General features: G+C 70.9%; 19 protein-coding genes and 1 pseudogene. 10 read left to right on the plus strand and 10 right to left on the minus strand.

Features of this window, described 5'->3' with window-relative positions; all coding sequences use genetic code 11:
• Window positions 1-180 precede the first annotated feature (180 nt).
• The gene (locus tag ACFXJ5_RS36660; protein ID WP_384641297.1) at window positions 181-1,266 is read right to left on the minus strand and encodes a branched-chain amino acid aminotransferase; all 1,086 of its coding nucleotides are present in this window, start codon (window positions 1,264-1,266) and stop codon (window positions 181-183) included.
• Window positions 1,267-1,483: 217 nt separating this feature from the next.
• Window positions 1,484-2,521 carry a 3-isopropylmalate dehydrogenase gene (locus ACFXJ5_RS36665; protein WP_384641300.1) on the minus strand — a complete coding sequence of 346 codons (1,038 nt, stop codon included), beginning with the start codon at window positions 2,519-2,521 and terminating at the stop codon, window positions 1,484-1,486.
• A gap of 128 nt (window positions 2,522-2,649) precedes the next feature.
• Here ACFXJ5_RS36665 and ACFXJ5_RS36670 point away from each other — a divergent pair.
• Window positions 2,650-4,248 (plus strand): annotated as a pseudogene (locus tag ACFXJ5_RS36670) (purple acid phosphatase family protein).
• 468 nt (window positions 4,249-4,716) lie between these two features.
• Window positions 4,717-5,337 carry a hypothetical protein gene (locus ACFXJ5_RS36675; RefSeq protein WP_384641303.1) on the plus strand — a complete coding sequence of 207 codons (621 nt, stop codon included), beginning with the start codon at window positions 4,717-4,719 and terminating at the stop codon, window positions 5,335-5,337.
• Here ACFXJ5_RS36675 and ACFXJ5_RS36680 read toward each other — a convergent pair.
• Window positions 5,277-6,275 (minus strand): DMT family transporter, encoded by a 999-nt coding sequence (locus ACFXJ5_RS36680; RefSeq protein ID WP_384641306.1) that lies wholly within the window; start codon window positions 6,273-6,275, stop codon window positions 5,277-5,279. The two genes, ACFXJ5_RS36675 and ACFXJ5_RS36680, sit on opposite strands and share 61 nt — an antisense overlap.
• Window positions 6,275-7,036: an aspartate/glutamate racemase family protein gene (locus ACFXJ5_RS36685; RefSeq protein WP_384641308.1), complete on the minus strand. Its 762-nt coding sequence runs from the start codon at window positions 7,034-7,036 to the stop codon at window positions 6,275-6,277. Before ACFXJ5_RS36685 ends, ACFXJ5_RS36680 begins: the two co-directional genes overlap by 1 nt.
• Window positions 7,037-7,237: 201 nt before the next feature.
• Between ACFXJ5_RS36685 and ACFXJ5_RS36690 the strand changes: the two genes are divergently transcribed.
• Window positions 7,238-8,188 carry a LysR substrate-binding domain-containing protein gene (locus ACFXJ5_RS36690; protein ID WP_384641311.1) on the plus strand — a complete coding sequence of 317 codons (951 nt, stop codon included), beginning with the start codon at window positions 7,238-7,240 and terminating at the stop codon, window positions 8,186-8,188.
• Between the two features lie 28 nt (window positions 8,189-8,216).
• Here the strand turns inward: ACFXJ5_RS36690 and ACFXJ5_RS36695 are convergent, their stop codons facing one another.
• The 3 genes from ACFXJ5_RS36695 to ACFXJ5_RS36705 are packed head-to-tail and all read right to left on the minus strand — an operon-like array spanning window position 8,217 to window position 10,545.
• Window positions 8,217-8,639: a hypothetical protein gene (locus ACFXJ5_RS36695; RefSeq protein WP_384641313.1), complete on the minus strand. Its 423-nt coding sequence runs from the start codon at window positions 8,637-8,639 to the stop codon at window positions 8,217-8,219.
• Entirely contained in the window at window positions 8,636-9,562 is a 927-nt protein-coding gene (locus ACFXJ5_RS36700; RefSeq protein ID WP_384641316.1) for a fatty acid desaturase family protein, read from the minus strand. The genes ACFXJ5_RS36695 and ACFXJ5_RS36700 overlap by 4 nt, the downstream gene beginning before the upstream one ends.
• 23 nt (window positions 9,563-9,585) lie before the next feature.
• Window positions 9,586-10,545, minus strand: a complete 960-nt coding sequence (locus ACFXJ5_RS36705) for an iron-containing redox enzyme family protein (protein ID WP_384641319.1) — start codon at window positions 10,543-10,545, stop codon at window positions 9,586-9,588.
• Between the two features lie 242 nt (window positions 10,546-10,787).
• Here ACFXJ5_RS36705 and ACFXJ5_RS36710 point away from each other — a divergent pair, with 242 nt between their 5' ends.
• From ACFXJ5_RS36710 to ACFXJ5_RS36740, 7 genes are all read left to right on the plus strand, one after another.
• Window positions 10,788-10,928: a hypothetical protein gene (locus ACFXJ5_RS36710; protein ID WP_384641322.1), complete on the plus strand. Its 141-nt coding sequence runs from the start codon at window positions 10,788-10,790 to the stop codon at window positions 10,926-10,928.
• 82 nt (window positions 10,929-11,010) lie between these two features.
• Window positions 11,011-11,286 (plus strand): hypothetical protein, encoded by a 276-nt coding sequence (locus ACFXJ5_RS36715; protein ID WP_384641325.1) that lies wholly within the window; start codon window positions 11,011-11,013, stop codon window positions 11,284-11,286.
• Window positions 11,283-12,932, plus strand: a complete 1,650-nt coding sequence (locus ACFXJ5_RS36720; protein WP_384641328.1) for a B12-binding domain-containing radical SAM protein — start codon at window positions 11,283-11,285, stop codon at window positions 12,930-12,932. Before ACFXJ5_RS36715 ends, ACFXJ5_RS36720 begins: the two co-directional genes overlap by 4 nt.
• Window positions 12,929-13,849, plus strand: a complete 921-nt coding sequence (locus ACFXJ5_RS36725) for a multinuclear nonheme iron-dependent oxidase (protein WP_384641331.1) — start codon at window positions 12,929-12,931, stop codon at window positions 13,847-13,849. The genes ACFXJ5_RS36720 and ACFXJ5_RS36725 overlap by 4 nt, the downstream gene beginning before the upstream one ends.
• Complete coding sequence (locus ACFXJ5_RS36730; protein WP_384641334.1) at window positions 13,846-14,619, plus strand: hypothetical protein; 774 nt, start codon at window positions 13,846-13,848, stop codon at window positions 14,617-14,619. Before ACFXJ5_RS36725 ends, ACFXJ5_RS36730 begins: the two co-directional genes overlap by 4 nt.
• Window positions 14,616-15,896, plus strand: coding sequence for an MFS transporter (locus tag ACFXJ5_RS36735; protein ID WP_384641337.1), 1,281 nt, complete (start codon window positions 14,616-14,618; stop codon window positions 15,894-15,896). The genes ACFXJ5_RS36730 and ACFXJ5_RS36735 overlap by 4 nt, the downstream gene beginning before the upstream one ends.
• Window positions 15,893-17,191, plus strand: coding sequence for a hypothetical protein (locus ACFXJ5_RS36740; protein WP_384641340.1), 1,299 nt, complete (start codon window positions 15,893-15,895; stop codon window positions 17,189-17,191). Before ACFXJ5_RS36735 ends, ACFXJ5_RS36740 begins: the two co-directional genes overlap by 4 nt.
• Window positions 17,192-17,211: 20 nt before the next feature.
• Here ACFXJ5_RS36740 and ACFXJ5_RS36745 read toward each other — a convergent pair whose 3' ends face one another.
• Genes ACFXJ5_RS36745 through ACFXJ5_RS36755 form a run of 3 tightly spaced genes read right to left on the minus strand, consistent with a single transcriptional unit; the run spans window position 17,212 to window position 18,861 of the window.
• Window positions 17,212-17,724: a DinB family protein gene (locus ACFXJ5_RS36745; protein ID WP_384641343.1), complete on the minus strand. Its 513-nt coding sequence runs from the start codon at window positions 17,722-17,724 to the stop codon at window positions 17,212-17,214.
• Window positions 17,721-18,638, minus strand: a complete 918-nt coding sequence (locus ACFXJ5_RS36750; RefSeq protein WP_384641346.1) for a LysR family transcriptional regulator — start codon at window positions 18,636-18,638, stop codon at window positions 17,721-17,723. Before ACFXJ5_RS36750 ends, ACFXJ5_RS36745 begins: the two co-directional genes overlap by 4 nt.
• Before the next feature lie 55 nt (window positions 18,639-18,693).
• The gene (locus ACFXJ5_RS36755; protein ID WP_384641349.1) at window positions 18,694-18,861 is read right to left on the minus strand and encodes a hypothetical protein; all 168 of its coding nucleotides are present in this window, start codon (window positions 18,859-18,861) and stop codon (window positions 18,694-18,696) included.
• Between the last annotated feature and the right edge of the window lie 92 nt (window positions 18,862-18,953).

Genomic DNA, 18,953 nt, shown 5'->3' on the forward strand with positions numbered 1-18,953 from the left:
TTTTGCCTTTGGGGTTTGTGGGTTGTCTGTCGGCCTGTGTCTTGGGACGAGTGGGGGGGGTCCCCCCGGCCGAAGGCTGGGGGAGGGCTGGCACAACACGGCCCCAACCACCCACCGCCGTAGTGCGCGCCCGCCGCCTCAGGCGGACGGCCTACCCCCGACGCGGGTTGGCGCTCGGCGTCAGCCGAGCGGGTGCATCCAGCCGTGGGGGTCGGCGGCGCGGCCGGTCTGGATGTCGAGGAGGGCCTTGCGGAGTTGCATGGTGACGTCGCCGGGGCGGCCGGCGGACTGGGTCCAGTCGCCTTGGGCGGACTTGACGGTGCCGACGGGGGTGATGACGGCGGCGGTGCCGCAGGCGAAGACCTCGGTGAGGGTGCCGTTCTCGGTGTCGCGCTTCCACTGGTCGATGGAGACGCGGCCCTCCTCGGATTCGTAGCCGAGGTCGCGGGCGACGGAGAGGAGGGAGTCGCGGGTGATGCCAGCGAGGAGCGAGCCGGTGAGCTCGGGGGTGATGATCTTGTTGCCGTACACGAAGTACAGGTTCATGCCGCCCAGTTCCTCGACCCACTTGTGCTCGACGGCGTCGAGGTAGGCGACCTGGTCGCAGCCCTTCGCGGCGGCCTCGGCCTGGGCCAGGAGGGACGCGGCGTAGTTGCCGCCGGTCTTGGCGTCGCCCATGCCACCGGGGACGGCGCGCACGCGGTCCTCGGACAGCCAGATGGAGACCGGCCGGACCCCGCCGGGGAAGTAGGCGCCGGCCGGGGAGGCGATCACCATGAAGAGGTACTCGTTGGCGGGCTTGACGCCGAGGCCGACCTCGGTGGCGAACATGAAGGGGCGCAGGTAGAGGCTCTGCTCGCCCTCACTGGGGACCCATGCCTTGTCCTGCGTGACGAGGGCGTCGACGGCGGCGATGAAGGTCTCGACGGGCAGTTCGGGCATCGCGAGCCGACGGGCGGAGGCCTGGAAGCGCTGGGCGTTGGCCGCCGGCCGGAACGTGGCGACGGAGCCGTCGGGCTGGCGGTAGGCCTTGAGGCCCTCGAAGATCGTCTGGGCGTAGTGGAGCGTCATGTTCGCCGGGTCGATGGACAGCGGCGCGTACGGGACGAGCTGAGCGTCGTGCCAGCCGCGGCCCTCGGTCCAGCGGATCGTCACCATGTGGTCGGTGAAGTGCCGGCCGAAACCGGGGTTGGCCAGGATCGCCTCGCGCTCCGCGTCGGACAGCGGGTGCGAGGAGGGCTTCAGCTCGATCGTGGGCGTCGTCATGTGTGTGATGTCCTTTGCCGTCAAGGCCGTCAGGTTCAAGGCGGACCGCACCCGCCGTCCTCCTGCTACTGCTAGGACGTCCGAGTTTCCCCTCGCACAGCGGCCCCACCGCCGATTATCGCAGCGGTGGGGCCGTGGTCGTGCATGCGCGGCCCGAGAGGTGCTCTGTCAGTCGCCGGGCCGACTGCTGGGGTGGTGGAGCGGTTACTCCCGGCGGTCAGCCGGCTACTCGCGCCGCGAGCGCGTCGCCGACCTCGCCGGTCGACCGCACGCCTGAGCGCTCGGCGAGGTCCGCGGCGACAGCGGTGTCGATCCGCGCGGCCTCGTCGGCATAGCCGAGGTGCTGGAGCAGCAGGCCGACCGACAGGATCGTGGCCGTCGGGTCCGCCTTTGCCTGGCCCGCGATGTCCGGGGCCGAGCCGTGCACCGGCTCGAACATCGAGGGGTACTCACCGCTGGGGTTGATGTTGCCGCTGGCGGCGACGCCGATGCCTCCGGAGACGGCGGCGGCTAGGTCGGTGATGATGTCGCCGAAGAGGTTGTCGGTGACGATCACGTCAAAGCGCTCGGGCTGCGTGACGAGGAAGATCGTCGCCGCGTCCACGTGCAGATAGTCGGTCGTGACCTCGGGGAAGTCCTCGCCGACCTGGTGGAAGATGTTGGTCCACAGGTGACCGGCGTGCACCAGCACGTTGTTCTTGTGGACGAGCGTCAGCTTCTTGCGCGGGCGGGCCTGGGCGCGGGTGTACGCGTCCCGGACCACGCGCTCGATGCCGAACGCGGTGTTGAGGCTGACCTCGGTGGCCACCTCGTGCGGGGTGCCGGTGCGGATACTGCCGCCGTTGCCGGTGTAGGGACCCTCGGTGCCCTCGCGGACCACGATGAAGTCGATCTCCGGGGAGCCGGCCAGCGGTGTGGGGACACCGGGCAGCAGCTTGCTCGGCCGGAGGTTGACGTGGTGGTCGAAGGCGAAGCGCAGCTTGAGCAGGAAACCGCGCTCCAGGACGCCGGACGGCACCGACGGGTCGCCGATCGCGCCCAGCAGGATCGCGTCGTGCGCCTTGAGCTGCTCCAGGTCAGCGGCGGTGAGGGTCTCGCCCGTCGCGTGGTAGCGCTTGGCGCCGAAGTCGTACTCCTTGGTCTCCAGTTTGACGTCCTGCGGGAGGACGGCGGAGAGGACCTTGAGGCCCTCGGCCACGACCTCCTGGCCGATACCGTCACCGGGGATCACTGCGAGACTGATGGTGCGAGACATGCCGGTACCTTACTCCGCGTCCCATGGAATGACACTTGATGTCCGCATGGCGGACACTTGAGCCGCCGGTCAGATGCCGTTCATCCGTTCGACGGCCGGTAGTTGACGCGGGGTGGCAACTTTGCCCCATGGACACACCACGTATGGGGATCGACGACAGACTCGCCGACCGCATGAGCATGGCCGAGCAGCACGAGTACCTGCGGACGAAGCTCTCCCGCCGCAAGATGATCCGCGGCGGCGTCGCGGCCGCCGGACTGGCCGCCGGGACGGGCCTGCTGGCGTCCTCGGCCTCCCCGGCCTACGCGGACACGGGATCGGCGGGTTCACCCGATCTGCTGACCTCGCCCGCCACCGGCCATGTGGACGGCTCGCTGGTCGCGCCGTTCGGCCGGCACCTCGCCCTCGGCGCCGACCCGAAGACCCAGTTCCGGATCTCGTGGCAGGTACCGCTCGCGGTGAAGAAGCCGTTCGTCCGGATCGGGCTCAAGCCCTGGGACCTCGGCCGCAAGATCGAGGCCGAGGTGCGTACGCTGCACACCCCCGCACTCACCTCCGCGCTCCCGGCCGTCGACCAGTACTACCTGCACGCCGCGCTGGACGGGCTGCGCCCCGGCACCACCTAATACTACGGCGTCGGCCACGAGGGCTTCGACCCGGCGACGGCGCAGGCCTTCGCGACCATCGGCTCCTTCACCACCGCCCCCGCGCGGCCCGAGCGCTTTGTCTTCACGGCCTTCGGCGACCAGGGCGTCAGCTACCACGCCCTCGCCAACGACAGCCTGATCCTGGCTCAGAACCCGTCCTTCCACCTGCACGCCGGTGACATCTGCTACGCGGACCCCTCGGGCTCGGGGCACGACACGGACACCTACGACGCGCGCACCTGGGACCAGTTCCTCGCCCAGACCGAGTCGGTGGCCTCCCGGGTCCCCTGGATGATCGCGGTCGGCAACCACGACATGGAGGCCTGGTACTCCCCCAACGGCTACGGCGGCCAGGAGGCCCGCTGGACCCTGCCGGGCAACGGCCCCGACGCCGCGAAGTTCCCGGGCGTGTACTCCTTCACGTACGGCAATGTCGGCGTGGTCTCGCTGGACGCGAACGACGTCTCGTACGAGATCCCGGCCAACCTCGGCATCAGCGGCGGCCTGCAGACCGAATGGCTGGACAAGGAGCTGGCCCGGCTGCGGAAGCGCAGTGGCGTCGACTTCATCGTGGTCTTCTTCCACCACTGCTCGTACTCGACCACCACCTCCCACGCGTCCGAGGGCGGGGTGCAGGAGGCGTGGGTGCCGCTGTTCGAGAAGCACGGTGTCGACCTGGTGATCAACGGCCACAACCACGTGTACGAGCGTACGGACGCGATCAAGGCCGGCGCGGTCTCCAAGAAGGCGCCCATCGGCACGACTGTGCGCTCCGAGACCGACGGCATCGTCTACGTCACGGCGGGCGGCGCGGGCCGGAGCCTCTACAGCTTCCCGGTGCCGGACAGCTACGAGGGCCACGTCGCAGACGTGGACAGCGTGGACACCTGGCACTCGGGCAAGGACGGCAGGGTCAACGAGACGGTGGAATGGTCCCGGGTGCGCTACACGGGCTACTCGTTCCTGGCGGTCGAGGTCCAGCCGGCCACGTCCGGGCACACCACGACGCTCACGGTGTCCGCGCTGGCGGAGACCGGTGAGCGGGTCGACCACTTCACGGTGGCCCGCAAGGCGAAGTAAGCGAAGTCAGCGGTCAGCCGTTGGAAAATGCAGGCAGCAGGGGGGGCCGGGCCGCGCGTCAGCGCGGCTCATGCCCCGTGCGGCCACCGTTGTCGCGGCGGTCGAGGGCGCGCTGGAGGGCTTCGGCGGCGTTCTTGCGGGCGGTCTCGTCCATGGTGAACAGCTCCAAGGGAATCGGAGTCGACAGGTCGCCATAGAACGGGCGGGGAGCAGACGCACGGCAGGGGGTGGCCCTGCGCCAACTGGCGCGGCTCTCATCCGCCGATCGCTGGTGGAGCGAGACGTTCGGCTCCTACAAAGTTAGGACAGCTCCGGCCGTCTGTCTCCACAATTACTCGGACTTCCTACTATCTGAGACGGACCCGTCGTGTTCCTGCCATGCGGGTAGCCGACGTCCTGCTCACATGCCGTCTCCGGCCGGCCCGATGCCATAGTCGGGGCAATGACCGCGCCAGAGAAGGCTGCCGCATGACTGACCCCTCGCATCCCACCGCCAGCGCGTTCGTCTACTGCCGCGTGGAGGGTTCCTGGAGGATGGGCGTCCGGATGCTGGCACTGGGTCCGCTGACCGCCGCGCGCAGTGCGCAGTGGGGGACGCCGAGCCTGCCGGTGGCGCAGGCGGAGTCGCCGGACGCCGTGGCCTTACGGGCGGTGACCGAGCAGTTGGGCGTGGTCGCGCGGCTGGTGACCTCGCCGGTGCCGGTGCTGCCGGACCGGCGGCCGGGCCGGCCGAAGCGCCCGGACCGGCCCTGCGGCGGCGCCCCGTGGTGGGTGGTCCACCTCCCGGCCCCGGCGGACGCATGGCTGTCCGGGCCGCATCTGCACGTGGACCACCAGTACGTGGCCGTGGCGGGCCGGCCCGCCGATCCGGCGCCGTCACATCTGGGCCCGTTCCTGTGGGTGGCCGCCGACCAGCTGCTGAAGCTGCCGGTGCGCAGCGACGTGAAGATGGTGGGCCGCTCGCTCTTCCGGGGGCTGGACGGCGTGCTCGCAGGAGAGCCGGATCCGGCTCTCCTGGACACGGTCGTCTACGGCCTGAGCCGGACCCGCACGGTGCTCGAGGAGTCCGCCGAACCCCCGGCGTGGTGAACCCGCACCGGCGGCAGATCCGCCGGCTTCGGGGCGGACGACGCCCCTGAACGCGCCTCCCGCGCGACGATGAACACCCCGGTGACGACCAGCAGCATGCCCACCACGTGGTACGTGTGCAGCGCCTCGCCGATGAACAGCACCGACAGGATCGCCCCGCTGACCGGGGTCATCGCGGTGAAGGCCGACGCGACGGTGACGTCCACGCTGTCCATGCTGTCGTACATCAGGACCACCGCGAGCCCGTTGATCGCGACGCCCGTGTAGACCATCAGCGCCCACGTCTGCCAGGAGATGTGGGAGTGCAGCACCCCGTGGAACTCGAAGCCGGCCGGCACCAGGAAGAGCAGCGCGCCGGTGACCGACAGCAGCAGGGAGAGCTTCGCCGGGGGGATGGGCCGGGTCAGCAGCTTGCCGAAGGTCATGAAGACCGCCTCGCACAGCACGGCGCAGACCAGCAGCAGCGAACCCAGCGCCACATTGCTGCCGGCCTCCCCGCCCGAGGACCTGGAGGCCAGCACATTGATGCCCACCGCACCGACCACCGCCACGGCGATGCCCATCACCCGGCGCGAGGTCATGGACTCCTTGAGGAACACCAGGGCCACGAAGCTCATCGAGATCGGCACCATGCCGAGTACGACGCCGGATTCGATGGCGCCGGTGTATTTGACGCCGTACATCGCGAAGACGCTGAAGAGGAAGACCCCGAGCAGGCTCTGGGCCAGGATCACCGTGCCGTCGCGGCGGCTGGGCCGCTCCCAGCGGACGCCGCGGTACTTGGCGCCGACGTACACCGCGAGCACCACGCTCGCGCTGACCAACCGTACGAAGGTGGCGGTGAAGACCGGCACCTCACGCAGGATGATCTTGCTGGCGACGAGATAGGAGCCGAGGAGCGCCGTCGCGAGGGTCATCTTGAGATACGCGGCGCGCATCAGCGGCTCCCGGTGAGGGCCGGAGCGGCGGTCCGGCCGAGGGCGTGGGCGACGATCGCAGCCGTGTGCACCTCGACGGTGTCGAGCAGCGGGGCGTCGATGTCCTGCGGCCGGATCACCAGCGGGATCTCGGTGCAGGCCAGGACGAGGACGTCGGCGCCGCCGCGCAGCAGGTCGCGGGCAATCCGCAGGAAGCGCTCGCGGGTGGCGGGCGAGACGTCGCCGCGGGGCAGTTCGGTCTCGATGGCGTTCTGGACGAAGGCGCGGTCGGCGGGGGCGGGGACGGCCACCTTCATGCCCTGGGCCTCGAACTCGTCCCGGTAGAAGGCCTCTTCCATGGAGAAGGACGAGCCGAGCAGCCCCACGGTCGCCGCCCCGCGCCGGGCGGCCTCGTCGGCCGTGCAGCGGCAGATGTTGACCAACGGCAGCCGGATCCGCGACTCGACGTCGGCGGCGAACTCATGGACGGTGTTGCAGCAGATGGCGACGAAGTCGGCGCCCGCCGCCTCCAGTCGCTCGGCGGACTCGACGAGGGCGTCGGTCACGGCGGGCCCGTTGCGGGCGGCCAGCCACTCCACCATCGGCTGGAAGTCCAGGCTGTCCAGCACGATGCGGGGCGAATGCGCCCTGCCGAGCCGCTGGTTGACCATGCGGTTGATGCGGTCGTAGTAGGTGATGGTGGACGGGAAACTCAGGCCTCCGATGAGGCCGATCTTGAGCAGTCCCCCGGCGGCACCGCTGTCGTTCGTGCTGTCAGCCATAGGGCCCTCCTTTTACCCGTCACGCTAGGAGGACCAGGCCAAGGGCCCCAGGACCGTACGGAATTCCTGCACGGACGCGGCCGTGCGCGACCCGCGCAGCCGCCCGGAAAATCCGCTTTCTGCCCCTCGTGTTGCCGCCATTCAGCAATACGACGACCGGCCACCACTGCCGGGAGGCTCCCGGTCGCCCAACCTGGCTGTGTGACGAGCCTGAAGCAACTCAAGACATTAAGGGCGCTGCAGCAGCACGGCACGGTGCACGCGGCCGCCGCAGCGCAGAACCTCTCCCCCTCGGCCGTGTCGCAGCAACTGCAGGGGCTGTCCGAGGCGTGCGGCTTTCCGCTGGTCGAACGGCATGGCCGGGGAATCCGGCTGACCCGGGGCGGGGCGGAGATCGCGGGGCTGGCCCACGAGATCATCGCGCTGTGGGAGAGCGCGCTGGGGTCCGGCCGGGAACGCCCCCGGCTGCCCGGCGCGCCGGCCCGGCGCATGGTGCGCATCGGGGCGTTCGCCTCGGCGCTCCAGCTGTGGGTGCTGCCGGCCGTGCAGAGTCTGCGCGGCACGGTCCCTTTCCGGCTGGAGATCTTCGAGACCGAGCAGCAGGAGGCCGAGCAGCTGCTCGGCACCGGCGAGCTGGATGTGGCGGTCGCCGCCTGCGACGCCGGGCAGCCGGCCCACGGGCCGCTGCTGGCCTACCGTCCGCTGCGGGACGAGCGGTTCGCCCTCGTGGTGCCGGCCGCCTGGCCGCAGGCGGCGGCGGACGGGACGCGGCTCGCGTCCTTCGCGCGGGCACCCTGGGTGCTGCCGAGGCCCGAGTCCAAGCTGAACGAGCTGGTGGTCTCGCGCTGCGCCCATCAGGGCTTCCGGCCACGGGCGGTGGCCCGCACCGGGGACTGGCGGCTGATGCAGGAGATGGCCGTCTCGCTGGGGGCGGCGGCGCTGGTGCCCCGCTCCTGCCTCACCGGCGCGCCCGGGCTGCGGGTGGTGGACATCGCCGCCGAGGGGCTGCCCAGGCTGTCCATCGGCCTGCTGACCCGTACGTCCGCCGTGGCCGCGCCCTGGTTCGCCGTGCTGCACCGGCAGTTGCTGGCGGCGTCTGCGGCCTCCAGCGGCGCCGTGACCACTGCGGCCTCCTCCCCCGCCGCCGCGTGACGGTGGAGGAGGAGGCCGCCGGGGGTGGTCAGGCCGCCGCGCTCAGACTGCCGTGAGCGGCGCGGCCTCCGCGCCCGGCCGCTGTACGGAGTCCGGCGTCGGCGATCATCCGGCCGAACCGGCTCCGTGCGGCGGCGATCTCGGCCACCACGGTCTCGCCCACCACCCGGTCCACCGGCGCGGCGTCGGGCAGTTCGAGTTCCCAGCTCGCCCACCACGTCCCGCCGGCCGGCCGGGCCTCCCGGAAGGTCGACTGGAAGGCCAGCCGCGTTCCTCCCCGGGACGCGGCTTCCAGGGTCACGCTGAAGTCCGCCTCCGGGACCTCGACCCGGATCACATCCCCCACGCAGGACATCCGCAGGGCGCCGGCCACCGCCTCGCCGCTGAGCAGCCGGGAGTGGTGAATGGCGGTGCCCTCGACCCTGATCCGTGCCTCACTGATCCGCTTCATCGCGCGCTCCTCGCGTTACGCCGGGCCTCCTTGGCCACGAGCCGGAAGAAGTCGGCGTACGACCGCTCGACGTACGCCGCGTGGATCTGCACCTCGCCGTGCCGCTCGCGCAGCCGGTTGATGGGGACGACCATGGCCGCGTGGTGCTCGACGTGCAGGTTGTTGCCGTTGGTGAACCAGGTGCTGAGCCAACTCCCGCGTATGGACCGGGTGTTGCGCAGCACGTCGGTGGTGTCGGTGTCGCACAGGATGTGCTCGGGCAGCTCCAGCAGGAAGTGCATCGGGATCGCGAAGAGCAGCGGCAGCACCCACAGCCGCAGTACGGGCCCGCCGGCGCCCAGCAGCGCCGCACCGGCGGCGCCGGCCATCACCACGCCGAGCAGCCGGTACTCGGCGACGACCTCGCGGCGGCGGCGCTCGGCGATCTGCCCGAGGTCGTACGTCCACCGGCCGGTGAAGCTGCGGCCGATCTCCCCGAGCACGGTGAGCACGCGGACGTAGTCGAAGGAGCCGCGCGCTAGCATTCCCCAGGTCAGCGGCTGCCGGGTGTCGAAGCCGAAGAACTCCGAGTCCTCCGGGGTGCCCAGGCTGCGGTGGTGCTGGAGGTGCCGCACCCGGTAGTGGCTGTAGACCACCAGCAGGGGGAGGCCGAGCGGGATGCCGGCGATGCGGTGCGCCTTGGAGTTACGGAAGGCGGAGTGGTGCAGGCACTGGTGCTGGAGCTCCACCATGTGGGTGTACACCGCGCCGAGAACAAAGGCCCCGGCGATCGCCGCCGGCCAGGACGGCCGCAGCGCCAGCCAGCCGCCGGCGGTCAGCAGCACGGCGACCACCAGCAGTTTGCCGACGAAGACGGCCTGGTCGGAGGAGGTCACCCGGACTTTGCGGAAGAGCAGCAGCGAGCGCTGTTGCTCAGGTGCCATGGTCGACATCGCGCTCCCCTGGCTCAGGCGGACCGGACGGCGCGCATGGCCGCCCAGATCTGCCGGTAGTAGGCGTTGGCGATCCGGACCCGGGTCAGGATGCCCAGGCTGATCTCCCGCATCAGGTCGGGCGAGCGCTCGACGAGCGGGGTGAAGACGCCCTTGAACCACTCCTCGCCGTGGTCGGCGTCCACGTGGACGTGGATCCGCTGGTAGTCGATGACGTCCTCGGGCACGCCGAGCCGGCGGCAGCCGTCGACCATCGCCTGGAAGCGTGGCGACGCGCTCTGCTCCAGGACGCCCATGGCGCCCAGCGCCCGCGGGTTGAGGTGGCGGTGGATTCCGTAGGTGAGCAGGAGTGACGCGTTCTCGTAGGCCTCGCTGCAGTGCAGGTTGGTGAAGTCGACGCCGTTGCGGGCGAGGTGGGCCCGCATGTAGATGGCCGAGTGCTCGAACATCCTGGTGTGGACGTGCGCGATGTCGCCCTCGCCCATCTCGTCCCAGTAGTTCTCGGCGATGGTGAGTTTGGTGTGGCCCTCGGTGCCGATCTGGACCAGGGCCATCAGGTCGTCGAACTTGCTGTCCACCAGCTCCTCGCCCATGAAGAACAGGGCGATCTCGTTGAGGGTGGCCTCGTCGGCGAGGTAGGCACAGAATTCCGGCTGGGTGTGCCGGTCGGCGGTCTCCAGGAACCAGCTGCGGAACTCCTCCGGGGTCGTCGGCAGCGAGTCCTCGTCGACCTGGGCGTCCTCCCAGGCCAGCCAGGCCGTTTCGATGGCGGTGATCTGCGGGTCCGCATTGAGCCGGGGTATGGCGGCGAAGTTCTCCGGGCCGGCCATATAGGCGACGTAATGGGAGTGCAGTTTACGGAACAGCCGCAGCCGGGTCGCGGCGTCGGGCGTTCCGCTCGCGGGGAACGCCCGCAGGAGGTCTCCTTCGAACGTGGGGATGTGGATGATTTCCTCAATGGCGGGTGCAGACATGACCTGTGGGTCTCCTTCGTGCACGGAAGCTTGACCCGGCATATCCTTCCGGCCGGGGGCCGCCGACCCCAGATCAGTGCAGTGAAACTGTACAATCGAATCCGCCGATCGGGGTCATCGGCATCCTCAATCGATTTGGTATTGCGGGCCACTTGGCGGGCAGCGCATAGTCGTTCTCGTCGCCGCAACACAGCGGCGAAGCCCGAAAGGGCGAAACGCAGAACAATACGAGGAGGTTTGCCATGACGATGCGTGAGCGCGTTGAGAAGGCGGTCAAGGAGGAGCTCAAGGGCTTCAAGACCGTTGAGCAGCAGCCGGCGGCCAAGGTCGTGTCCCTCGGAAACGCCAGCTACACCAAGATGCTGGGCAAGACCGCCAGCTGACCTCGCATGACCGTGGCGGCGCCCGGGACCCCTTCCTTCGCGGAACGGGTCCCGGGCGCCACCGGATTGGGCGGAGAAGATCATGGATGTCCTGCAGGCGCGGCCGGGTGCTCCTTTTCTCGACGAGGCCGACCACGTTTACCTTGCCGTGTCGAAGCCGGCCCGGCAGTGCATCAAGCTGAATCTCGCCGCCTCCGTGCTGTGGCGGCGCATCATCACCGAGGGTCTGCCGGAAAAGGACGCCACCGAGCCGGTGGCCGGCGATCTGATCGCACAGCTCGTCACGGTCGACGCATTGACCGGCCTCACCTGGACAAGCGTCGCGGACGCTGTCACGGACGCCCGGGAGGAATCGTGAGAATCGCGTTCGTCAATCCGTCGGTGGGTTTCAGCGACCGGCGGAAATCAAAGCCGATCGGTCTCGCCTACATCATGGCGTACATTCGCGACCACGGTTTTCCCAGTGACGGATTCGACTTCGGTGACTCCGAGGACGATCCGGCGGAGCTCGCCCGGCAGTACGGATTGGGCGAGTACGACATCGTGGGCTTCTCCGTCTACAACGAGTCCTTCCTGCCCGCCATCACGATGGCCCGCGTGGTCAAGGAACGCAATCCCGACGCGCTGATCATCATGGGCGGCCCGCACGCGACCGCCGTCCACGAGCACATCATGGCCAAGTACCCGCTGGTCGACGCCGTGGTGCGGCGCGAGGGCGAGGAGGCCATGCTGGAGATCCTGCGGGCACTCGCCGACGGCGGCGACCCCACCGGGATCGCCGGCACCACCTGGCGTAACGCCGACGGCGCCCCGAAGGTCAACTGCGAGCGGAACTTCATCGGCGAGCTGGACGAACTCCCCTTCCCGCAGGCCGATTTCATCTCGCATTCCGGCTATCCCCCGCTGACCTACTTCGACGAGGTGCAGGGCAGCCTCAAGCGCGCGCTGAGCATCAACTCCAGCCGCAGCTGCCCGTACAACTGCTCGTTCTGCGGGGTGCTCACCATCGGCCGGCGGTACCGCATCCGCTCCCCGAAGTCGATTACCGACGAGATCGCCTTCTTCCGGAAGACCGACGGCGTCGACTACCAGCACATCTACTTCAGCGACGCGAACTTCTTCGTCTCGGTGAAGCGCTGCGTGGAGATCGCCGAGGCGCTGCACGCCTTCGACCCCGAGCTGACCTTCAGCTTCGGCACCCGCGTCAACCAGATCCTGGCCGCCCGCGACCACATCCCCCGGCTCAAGGAGTGCGGTCTGCGCTTCATCGAGCTGGGCGTCGAGAGCTTCTCGCGGCCGATGCTGGAACGCCTCGCCAAGGAGGTCGAGCCGGAGACCAACGCCGCCGCGCTCGCGCTGCTGGAGCGGCACGACATGGACCTGGCCCTGGACTTCATCATGATCGACCCGATGACCACGCTCCAGGACATCGCGATCAACATGCAGTTCTTCCGCACCCTCGGCCTGTACGACTACGTGCCGCACGACCACCTCTACACCAGCCTGATCCTGTACGAGGGCACCCCGATCCGCGGCTTCTACGAGCAGCGCTACGGCCTGGAGTTCGACCCGGACGTGCTGCCCGACCACCGCGAGCTGATCGAGGACCCGGCGGTCTCCCGGCTGTACTGGGAGATGCAGTGGTTCCGCCGCGAGTGGCAGGAGCGGATCGACGACGCCCTCGCCCAGCTGGAGCTGGCCCTGGAGTCGGGCCGCCGCGACCCGACCCGTACGCCCTGGGACGACGAGGTCTTCGCCCACTACTCGCTGGACGCCTTCGCCCTGCGGCACGCCCCGAACCTCTTCCTGGAGAGCCTGCTGGACGACGCCATGTCGGGCTTCCCGGTCGCCGACGGGCCGGGCGGCGTCCCGGCGCTGCTCCCCCGGCTCAGCTATGACAAGGTCACGTTGCCGGAGCTGGTCGAGCGGGTGGAGGCCGCCACGGCGGGCCTGACCCTGGACACCGACCTGGTGCTACCCGGCGCGCTGGGGAGGCTGCGGTGAGCGCGGTCATCCCGGCCACCCCCCGGGGAGTGGCGTACAGCTGCGAGGCCGCGATGGAGCTGGAGCTGGCGGCCCGGGTGGCGGACGACGACGAGATCAGCCTCGCCGCCAAGGTCGCCGACGACGCCGACTCCGCGGTGACGTACTACAGCGTCGGCATCCTCGCCGACCAGGAGGACCTGGCGGCCCGCGCGGTGGAGCTGCTCGGCTCGCGCGGGCTGCGGCTCACGTACCACCCCATCGACATGGACCTCGGCGGCAACGACCCGCTCGACGACCTCACCGTGAAGCGCATGCGGCAGCGCGCCGAGGAGCTGGACGCGCCGTGGGTCACCGTCGACCTGGCCCAGTGGGTCAAGCGCGGTGAACCGCTGATCAACAACCTGGTGCCGATGCCGCTGATCCGCGAGGCCGTGGACTGGGTGGTGCCCAGGATCCAGCGGTTGCAGGACGAGATCGGCCGGCCGCTGGCGGTCGAGAACGCGCCGTATCCCTTCATGGTCGGGGACTGCGACATCCTCCAGCTGATGACCGAGATCGTGGACCGGGCCGGCTGCCTGGCGACCCTGGACATCGGCCACCTGTACGGCCTGCGGCGGCAGCAGCACAGCGAGCTGGTGAAGCCGTCGGACGCCGACTTCTGCTGGGACCGGGTCGTCGAGGTGCACATCGCGGGCAACTTCGACCGCACCCTGCCCAGCGGCGAGTTCCTCTTCGAGGACTACCACACCTACCGGGTCTCCCCGCAGGTGTGGGAGCTGGCCGAGGAACTGGTGCCGCGGGCGGCCGGGGTCCGGGCGCTGATGGCCGAATGCGAGTACATGCCGCACGACGACCTGGTGGCCTCCATCAACCAGATCTCCGCCGCCGTGCACCGGTGGTTCGGGACCGAGCCGGGGCAGGGTGGGCAGCGATGACCGTCGAGACCGTCGACTACGAGCGCCTCATGAAAGCCACCTGGGACCTGCTGTACGCGGCCCCCGACGCCCGGCAGGACACCCTCATCCGGCTGCCCTACCGCGAGGCCTCGCTGCTGCGGGCCGCCATGACCGGCGGCTTCGAGCAGGAAGTCGCCCGCCGCCGGGGCCGGATCAGCCCCGACCTGTCCCGCGCCTTCCCGCTGGCCTTCCGTGTCCACTGCGGACTCGGCGGCCCGACGCCGCTCACCGGCTTCCTGAACAGCCCCGAATGGCGCGACCGGGACTACGAGTTCGCCCGGCAGTTCCCCGCGCCCGGGCCTCTCTACGCCGCCTTCCACGCCTACGCGCTGCGCACCTGGCCGGCCGGAGCGCCCGCCTGGTCGCTGGACGCGTTGCGCCTGGAGGCCGCCCGGCTGCGGGTGGGCCCGCTGCGCGGCGGGGTGGACCGGGGGCCGGAGAACCTGCGGCTCGCGGAAGGCGTATGGGTCGCGGAGTGCTCCTTCGACCACGCCCGTACGACCGCCCAGCTCGACGAGCGGTGCGAGCACCTGCCGTGGTCGGAGGCGATCCATCTCGTACCGCCCTACCCGGAGCGCCAGGTGGAGCTGCTGCGGGTCGGCGACGACGGCGAGACCAGTCAACTGCTGCTGAAGGGGCCGGAGATCGACGCCATGGAGTGGCTCTGGGAGGGCTCGGTGCCGGTGCCGCGCGGGGCTGAGGACACGTCCGTGCTGCGTACGGCGTTCAGGACGGGATTCGTGGCATGAGCCCTGCGCTTTCGCTGAAACGGGTGACCCGGGTCTTCGTCGCGCTCAGCTCGCTCGACATGTGCGCGGAGTTCCTGTGGGGCGCGACCGGGGTGCTGTACTTCCGGCAGGAGGGGCTGACGGCCGGTCAGGTCGGGCTGGTGCTGGCCTGCTTCTGGTGGTCGGAGGCGGTGTTCCAGGTGCCGACCGGGCTGCTGGCCGACCTCATCGGGCGGCGGCCCACCGTGATCCTCAGCTATCTGCTGCGGGCGGTGGGCTATCTCCTGCTGACCCTGCCCGGCGGCTTCGGTACGGCGGTCGCCGCCTTCGCGGTCGTCGGGCTCGGCTCGACCTGCGCCGCCGGGGCGCTCAATGCCTGGGCCGCGGACTCCGCCGAGGCGGCGGGCGGCTCCGGCGGCCTGGACCGGCTGTTCTCGCTGGCCAGGATCGGGGAGAACGCGGGAGTGGTGGCCGGTTCCATCGCGGGCGCCCTGATCGGGGGCGCCGGGCTGGTGTTGCCGTTCTACGGCACCGCGGTGCTGTTCCTGGTCACGGCGGCGGTGGCCGCCCGCTGCATGGTGGAACCACGCAAGCCCAAGTCCGGCGGCAACGCCCGGGCGGATCTGGTGCGTTCGGTGCGCGAGATCGCCTCCGGGGTCACCGTGCTGCTGCGGTCGGGCCGCGAACTGCGCAAGCTGATGGTGCTGGGTGCGCTGCCCCAGCTCGCCTCGTCGGCGCCGGGCATCCAGTGGACGGTCTACCTCAGCACCTTCACCGGCGGCCAGTTGTGGCTGCTCGGCGGCACCCGCAGCGTCGCCTACCTGCTGGGCATCGGCGGCGCCGTCGTGGTCGGCGTGGCCGTCGCGCGATGGCGCACCCGCACCCCGGTGCTCGCCGCCGGGGCGGTGCTCGGGGCGGCCGGGCTGGTGCTGGCCGCGTGGGTGCCGGTGGCGGTGGCCGCCTTCACCGGGTACATCGTCTACGTCGCCAGCCGCTCCATCGTCGAGCCCGGCGTCATGGCCGCCCTCAACGAGCAGATCCCCGCCAGGACCCGGGCCACCGCCCTGTCCGCGTACAGCCTGCTCGTCAGCCTCGCGGCGGGCGGCGGCTTCACCGTCCTGGGGCTGCTGCTGTCCGACCTGTCCCTGGTCCGCACCTCCTGGACCGTCGGCGGCCTGCTCCTGCTCGCCGGTGGCCTTCCGCTGGCCTGGCAGGCCGGTGCGCACCAGCGGGCGCGGGCACTTCGCGCCGGCCCGGAACCCACCCCGTCACCGGTCACGTCAGGAGCGGCGTCATGATCGCGACCGAGACCACGCTCGGCGACCCGCTGTCCGCCGCGCCGGCCGACGCACTGGCCGACGCACTGGCCGACGCGCTGGCCGACGTACAGCTCGGCATCGCCGGCGTCGGCGAGGAGCCCGCCGCCCGGCGCGGGCTGGAGCTGCTGCGGGCGCACGCGCCGGACGGGCCCCTGCGCAGGCTGGTCGAGGACCTGGACACGCCCCCGCCGCCCGCCGCCGCGTACGACCTCACGGACGCCTTCGACGCGTCCTTCAACCCCGACCCGTACGGCCGCGCCGCCGCCGTACGCACCATGCGCGCCGCCGCCCACCAGGCCCTGCCCGAGCTGTGGCGATGGCTGGCGGAGGTCCGGGCGGCGCCGGGCGGCTGGGAGGGCCGATGGCTGCCGTGGGTGCCGTCCTCCGAGACGGTGCGGGTGCTGCGCCGGCCCGCCGCCGGGCCCGCCGACGCGGCCCCCGGGCTGGAGGGGCTGGCCCGCGCGTGCGGACTGCCCGCCCAGCGGGCCGAGCACGGCTGGCGGTGGCTGCAGCAGGGCACGGTGTTCGGCCCGCAACTGCCGGACTTCCCCGACGCCGTGGAGGCCGTGGCCGCCGCGCTCCGGGCCGGCGGACTGCTCCCGGTCACGCACCGCGTCACCGGCGTCTTCGACGTCCCCGGCCGCGCCGCCTCCGTACCGGTGCGGCTGCCCGGGCACAGCGTCCTGGCCGTCTACGCCAGCGGCACCGCCGCCGACCTGCAGTACCTGCACCATGAGCTGGCCCACGTCGCCGAGCACGCCGCCCGCGGCAGCGGTCACCCGCTCTCCGGCCGCTGGTCCTTCGACCCTGCCGTCTCCGAAGGCTGGGCCCTCCTGGTCGAGAGCCTCGTCCAGGACCCCGACTGGCTCGTCCTGCTGGGCGTCCCCGACTCCGTACGCGGCCGCCTCGCCCGCTTCTACGCCGCCGAGGACGCGCTCACCCGCGCCCTGATCACCGCCCACGTCGCCCTGGACGACCGCGTGGCCGCCGGCGATCCGCCGTCACGGCTCCTCGCCGAAGCCGAACGCCTCGTCGCCGGCCTCGGTATCGACTACGACCCCGCCTGCCTCCTCATGGCCGTCCCCAACAGCCTCCAATGGCGTGCCTACCTCGCCGGCTACACCTGGCGCACCCGCGCCACGGCTCTCCTCGAGCCCCGCTCCGGCACCCCTTGGTGGGACAGCGAGCACGCCTGGGCCCGCCTCCACGACGTGCTGCGCACTCCCGCTTCGTACGACAGCTCGCTGAAGCTGCTGGCCCAAGCGGGAAGTTGAGCCCGTCCGGCGATTGAGGACTACCGGCCCACCGATCCGTCGAGGTGTTCGCGGAGGATGTCGGCGTGGCCGGCGTGGCGGGCGGTTTCCTCGATCATGTGGACGAGGAGCCAGCGCATGGAGGGGGCGGGGGTCTCGCGGAGGGACCGTACGCCGGGGCGGCCGAGGTCGTCGCAGGCGGCGATGACGGCGTTGCAGCGGTCGACGGCCGCGCGGTAGTCCGCGAGGAGTCCGTCGACCGTGTCGCCGGAGGCGGCGGGGGCCTCGTCGTCCCACTGGGGGACGTCCTCGCCGGCGTAACCCCATACGAACCAGTTGAGTTCGACCGCCGTCAGGTGCTTGACGAGCCCGGCGACGCTCGTGCCGGAGGGTACGCCGGGCGCGGCGGCCGAGCCGTCGGAGAGCCCGACGGCCTTGGCGGCCACGGACTCGCGCAGGTAGTCGAGAAAGACCACCAGGGTGGTCTTCTCGTCGGCTTCGACCTCGGGCGGCCGCAGGTCGGCACGGGGGCGTACGGTGATGGATTCGGTCACGCGGTAAGACTAGACAGTCGGGTCACGGCGGGTGCCCCTTCCGCGATGACGCGCACCGTCTGCTCGATGAACAGCCGCATCTCGCAGGACAGATGCTTGCCGCGCCGCCAGACGAGCTGGTTGTAGACGGTGAACGGCGGCTTCCACGCCACCGCCGCCAGGGCGCGGGAGGCGAGCTCCCCGGCGACCGCCACCGACGGGAGCAGGCTCACGCCGAGGCCGCCCGCCACGCCCCACTTGATGGACTCGATGGTGCCGAACTCCAGCAGCTGGGGCCGCCCGTCATCGCTCAACGCCCGCTCGAACAGCTCGCGGTAGCCGCAGCCGGCCTGTGGCATGAGCACCGGGACCCCGCGCAGGTCGGCGACGGTGACCGAACGGGAGTAGACCAGCGGGTGGGAGGGGGCCGCGACGAGGGTCAGCGGCTCGGGGCCGAGCACCTCGCCGCGCAGGCCGCGGTGGTCGGTCTCGGCCTCGGTGAGGAAGCCGAGGTCGAAGGCGCCCTGGCGGAGGGCCTGGCAGGTCTCGTCGCCCAGGCTCGGTCGCAGGGCCAGTTGGAGCAGCGGATACCGGTGGTGGAAGAACTCCAGGAGCGGGGGCAGCCGGTAGGAGGTGACGTTCTCGGTGGTGCCGACGGTCAGCAGACCTGCCGGTTCCCTTCTGCCGACCGCCACTCCCCGGGCCTCGTCCGCGAGCGCCACCATCTGCTCGGCGTACGGCAGGAGCCGCCGGCCCGCCTCGGTGAGCTGGACCCTTGCGCCGACCCGCTCGAAGAGCTCGACCCCCAGGGAGACTTCGAGGTTCTTGATCTGTGCGGTGACGCTGGACTGGGCGTACTTCAGTTCCCGTGCCGCCCGGGTGAAGCTGAGCACCGTCGCTGCGGTACGGAAGGTGGTGAGCTGCCGGATGTCCACTCCGCCTCCAGGGCTTGAGTGAGGTCGCGTGAAGGGGGTTGGGTGGCCGGTCCGGTCATCCCCAGCCCGTGTCGTCGCCGGCGCTGACCGTCGTCACGGCGCTCGCCGTGGCGGTGATGCCGGCCGGGGTCGCGGCGGCCTGGGCGGCCGAGGCGCCGGCGAGGGACATGACGGAGACGGCGGTGGCGGCGAGGAGGGCGAAAAGGGTGCGGCTGCGCAGCATGAGCGTTCCTCTCGGTGAGGGCGGGGTGCGGTTCACCCCACCTTTTCCAACCGGTCGGTCGGTTTTGATTGCGTGACTTCAATCTGCCAGCC

It is taken from the genome of Streptomyces sp. NPDC059373, from assembly GCF_042751495.1.
In the GTDB taxonomy this organism is placed as follows: domain Bacteria; phylum Actinomycetota; class Actinomycetes; order Streptomycetales; family Streptomycetaceae; genus Actinacidiphila.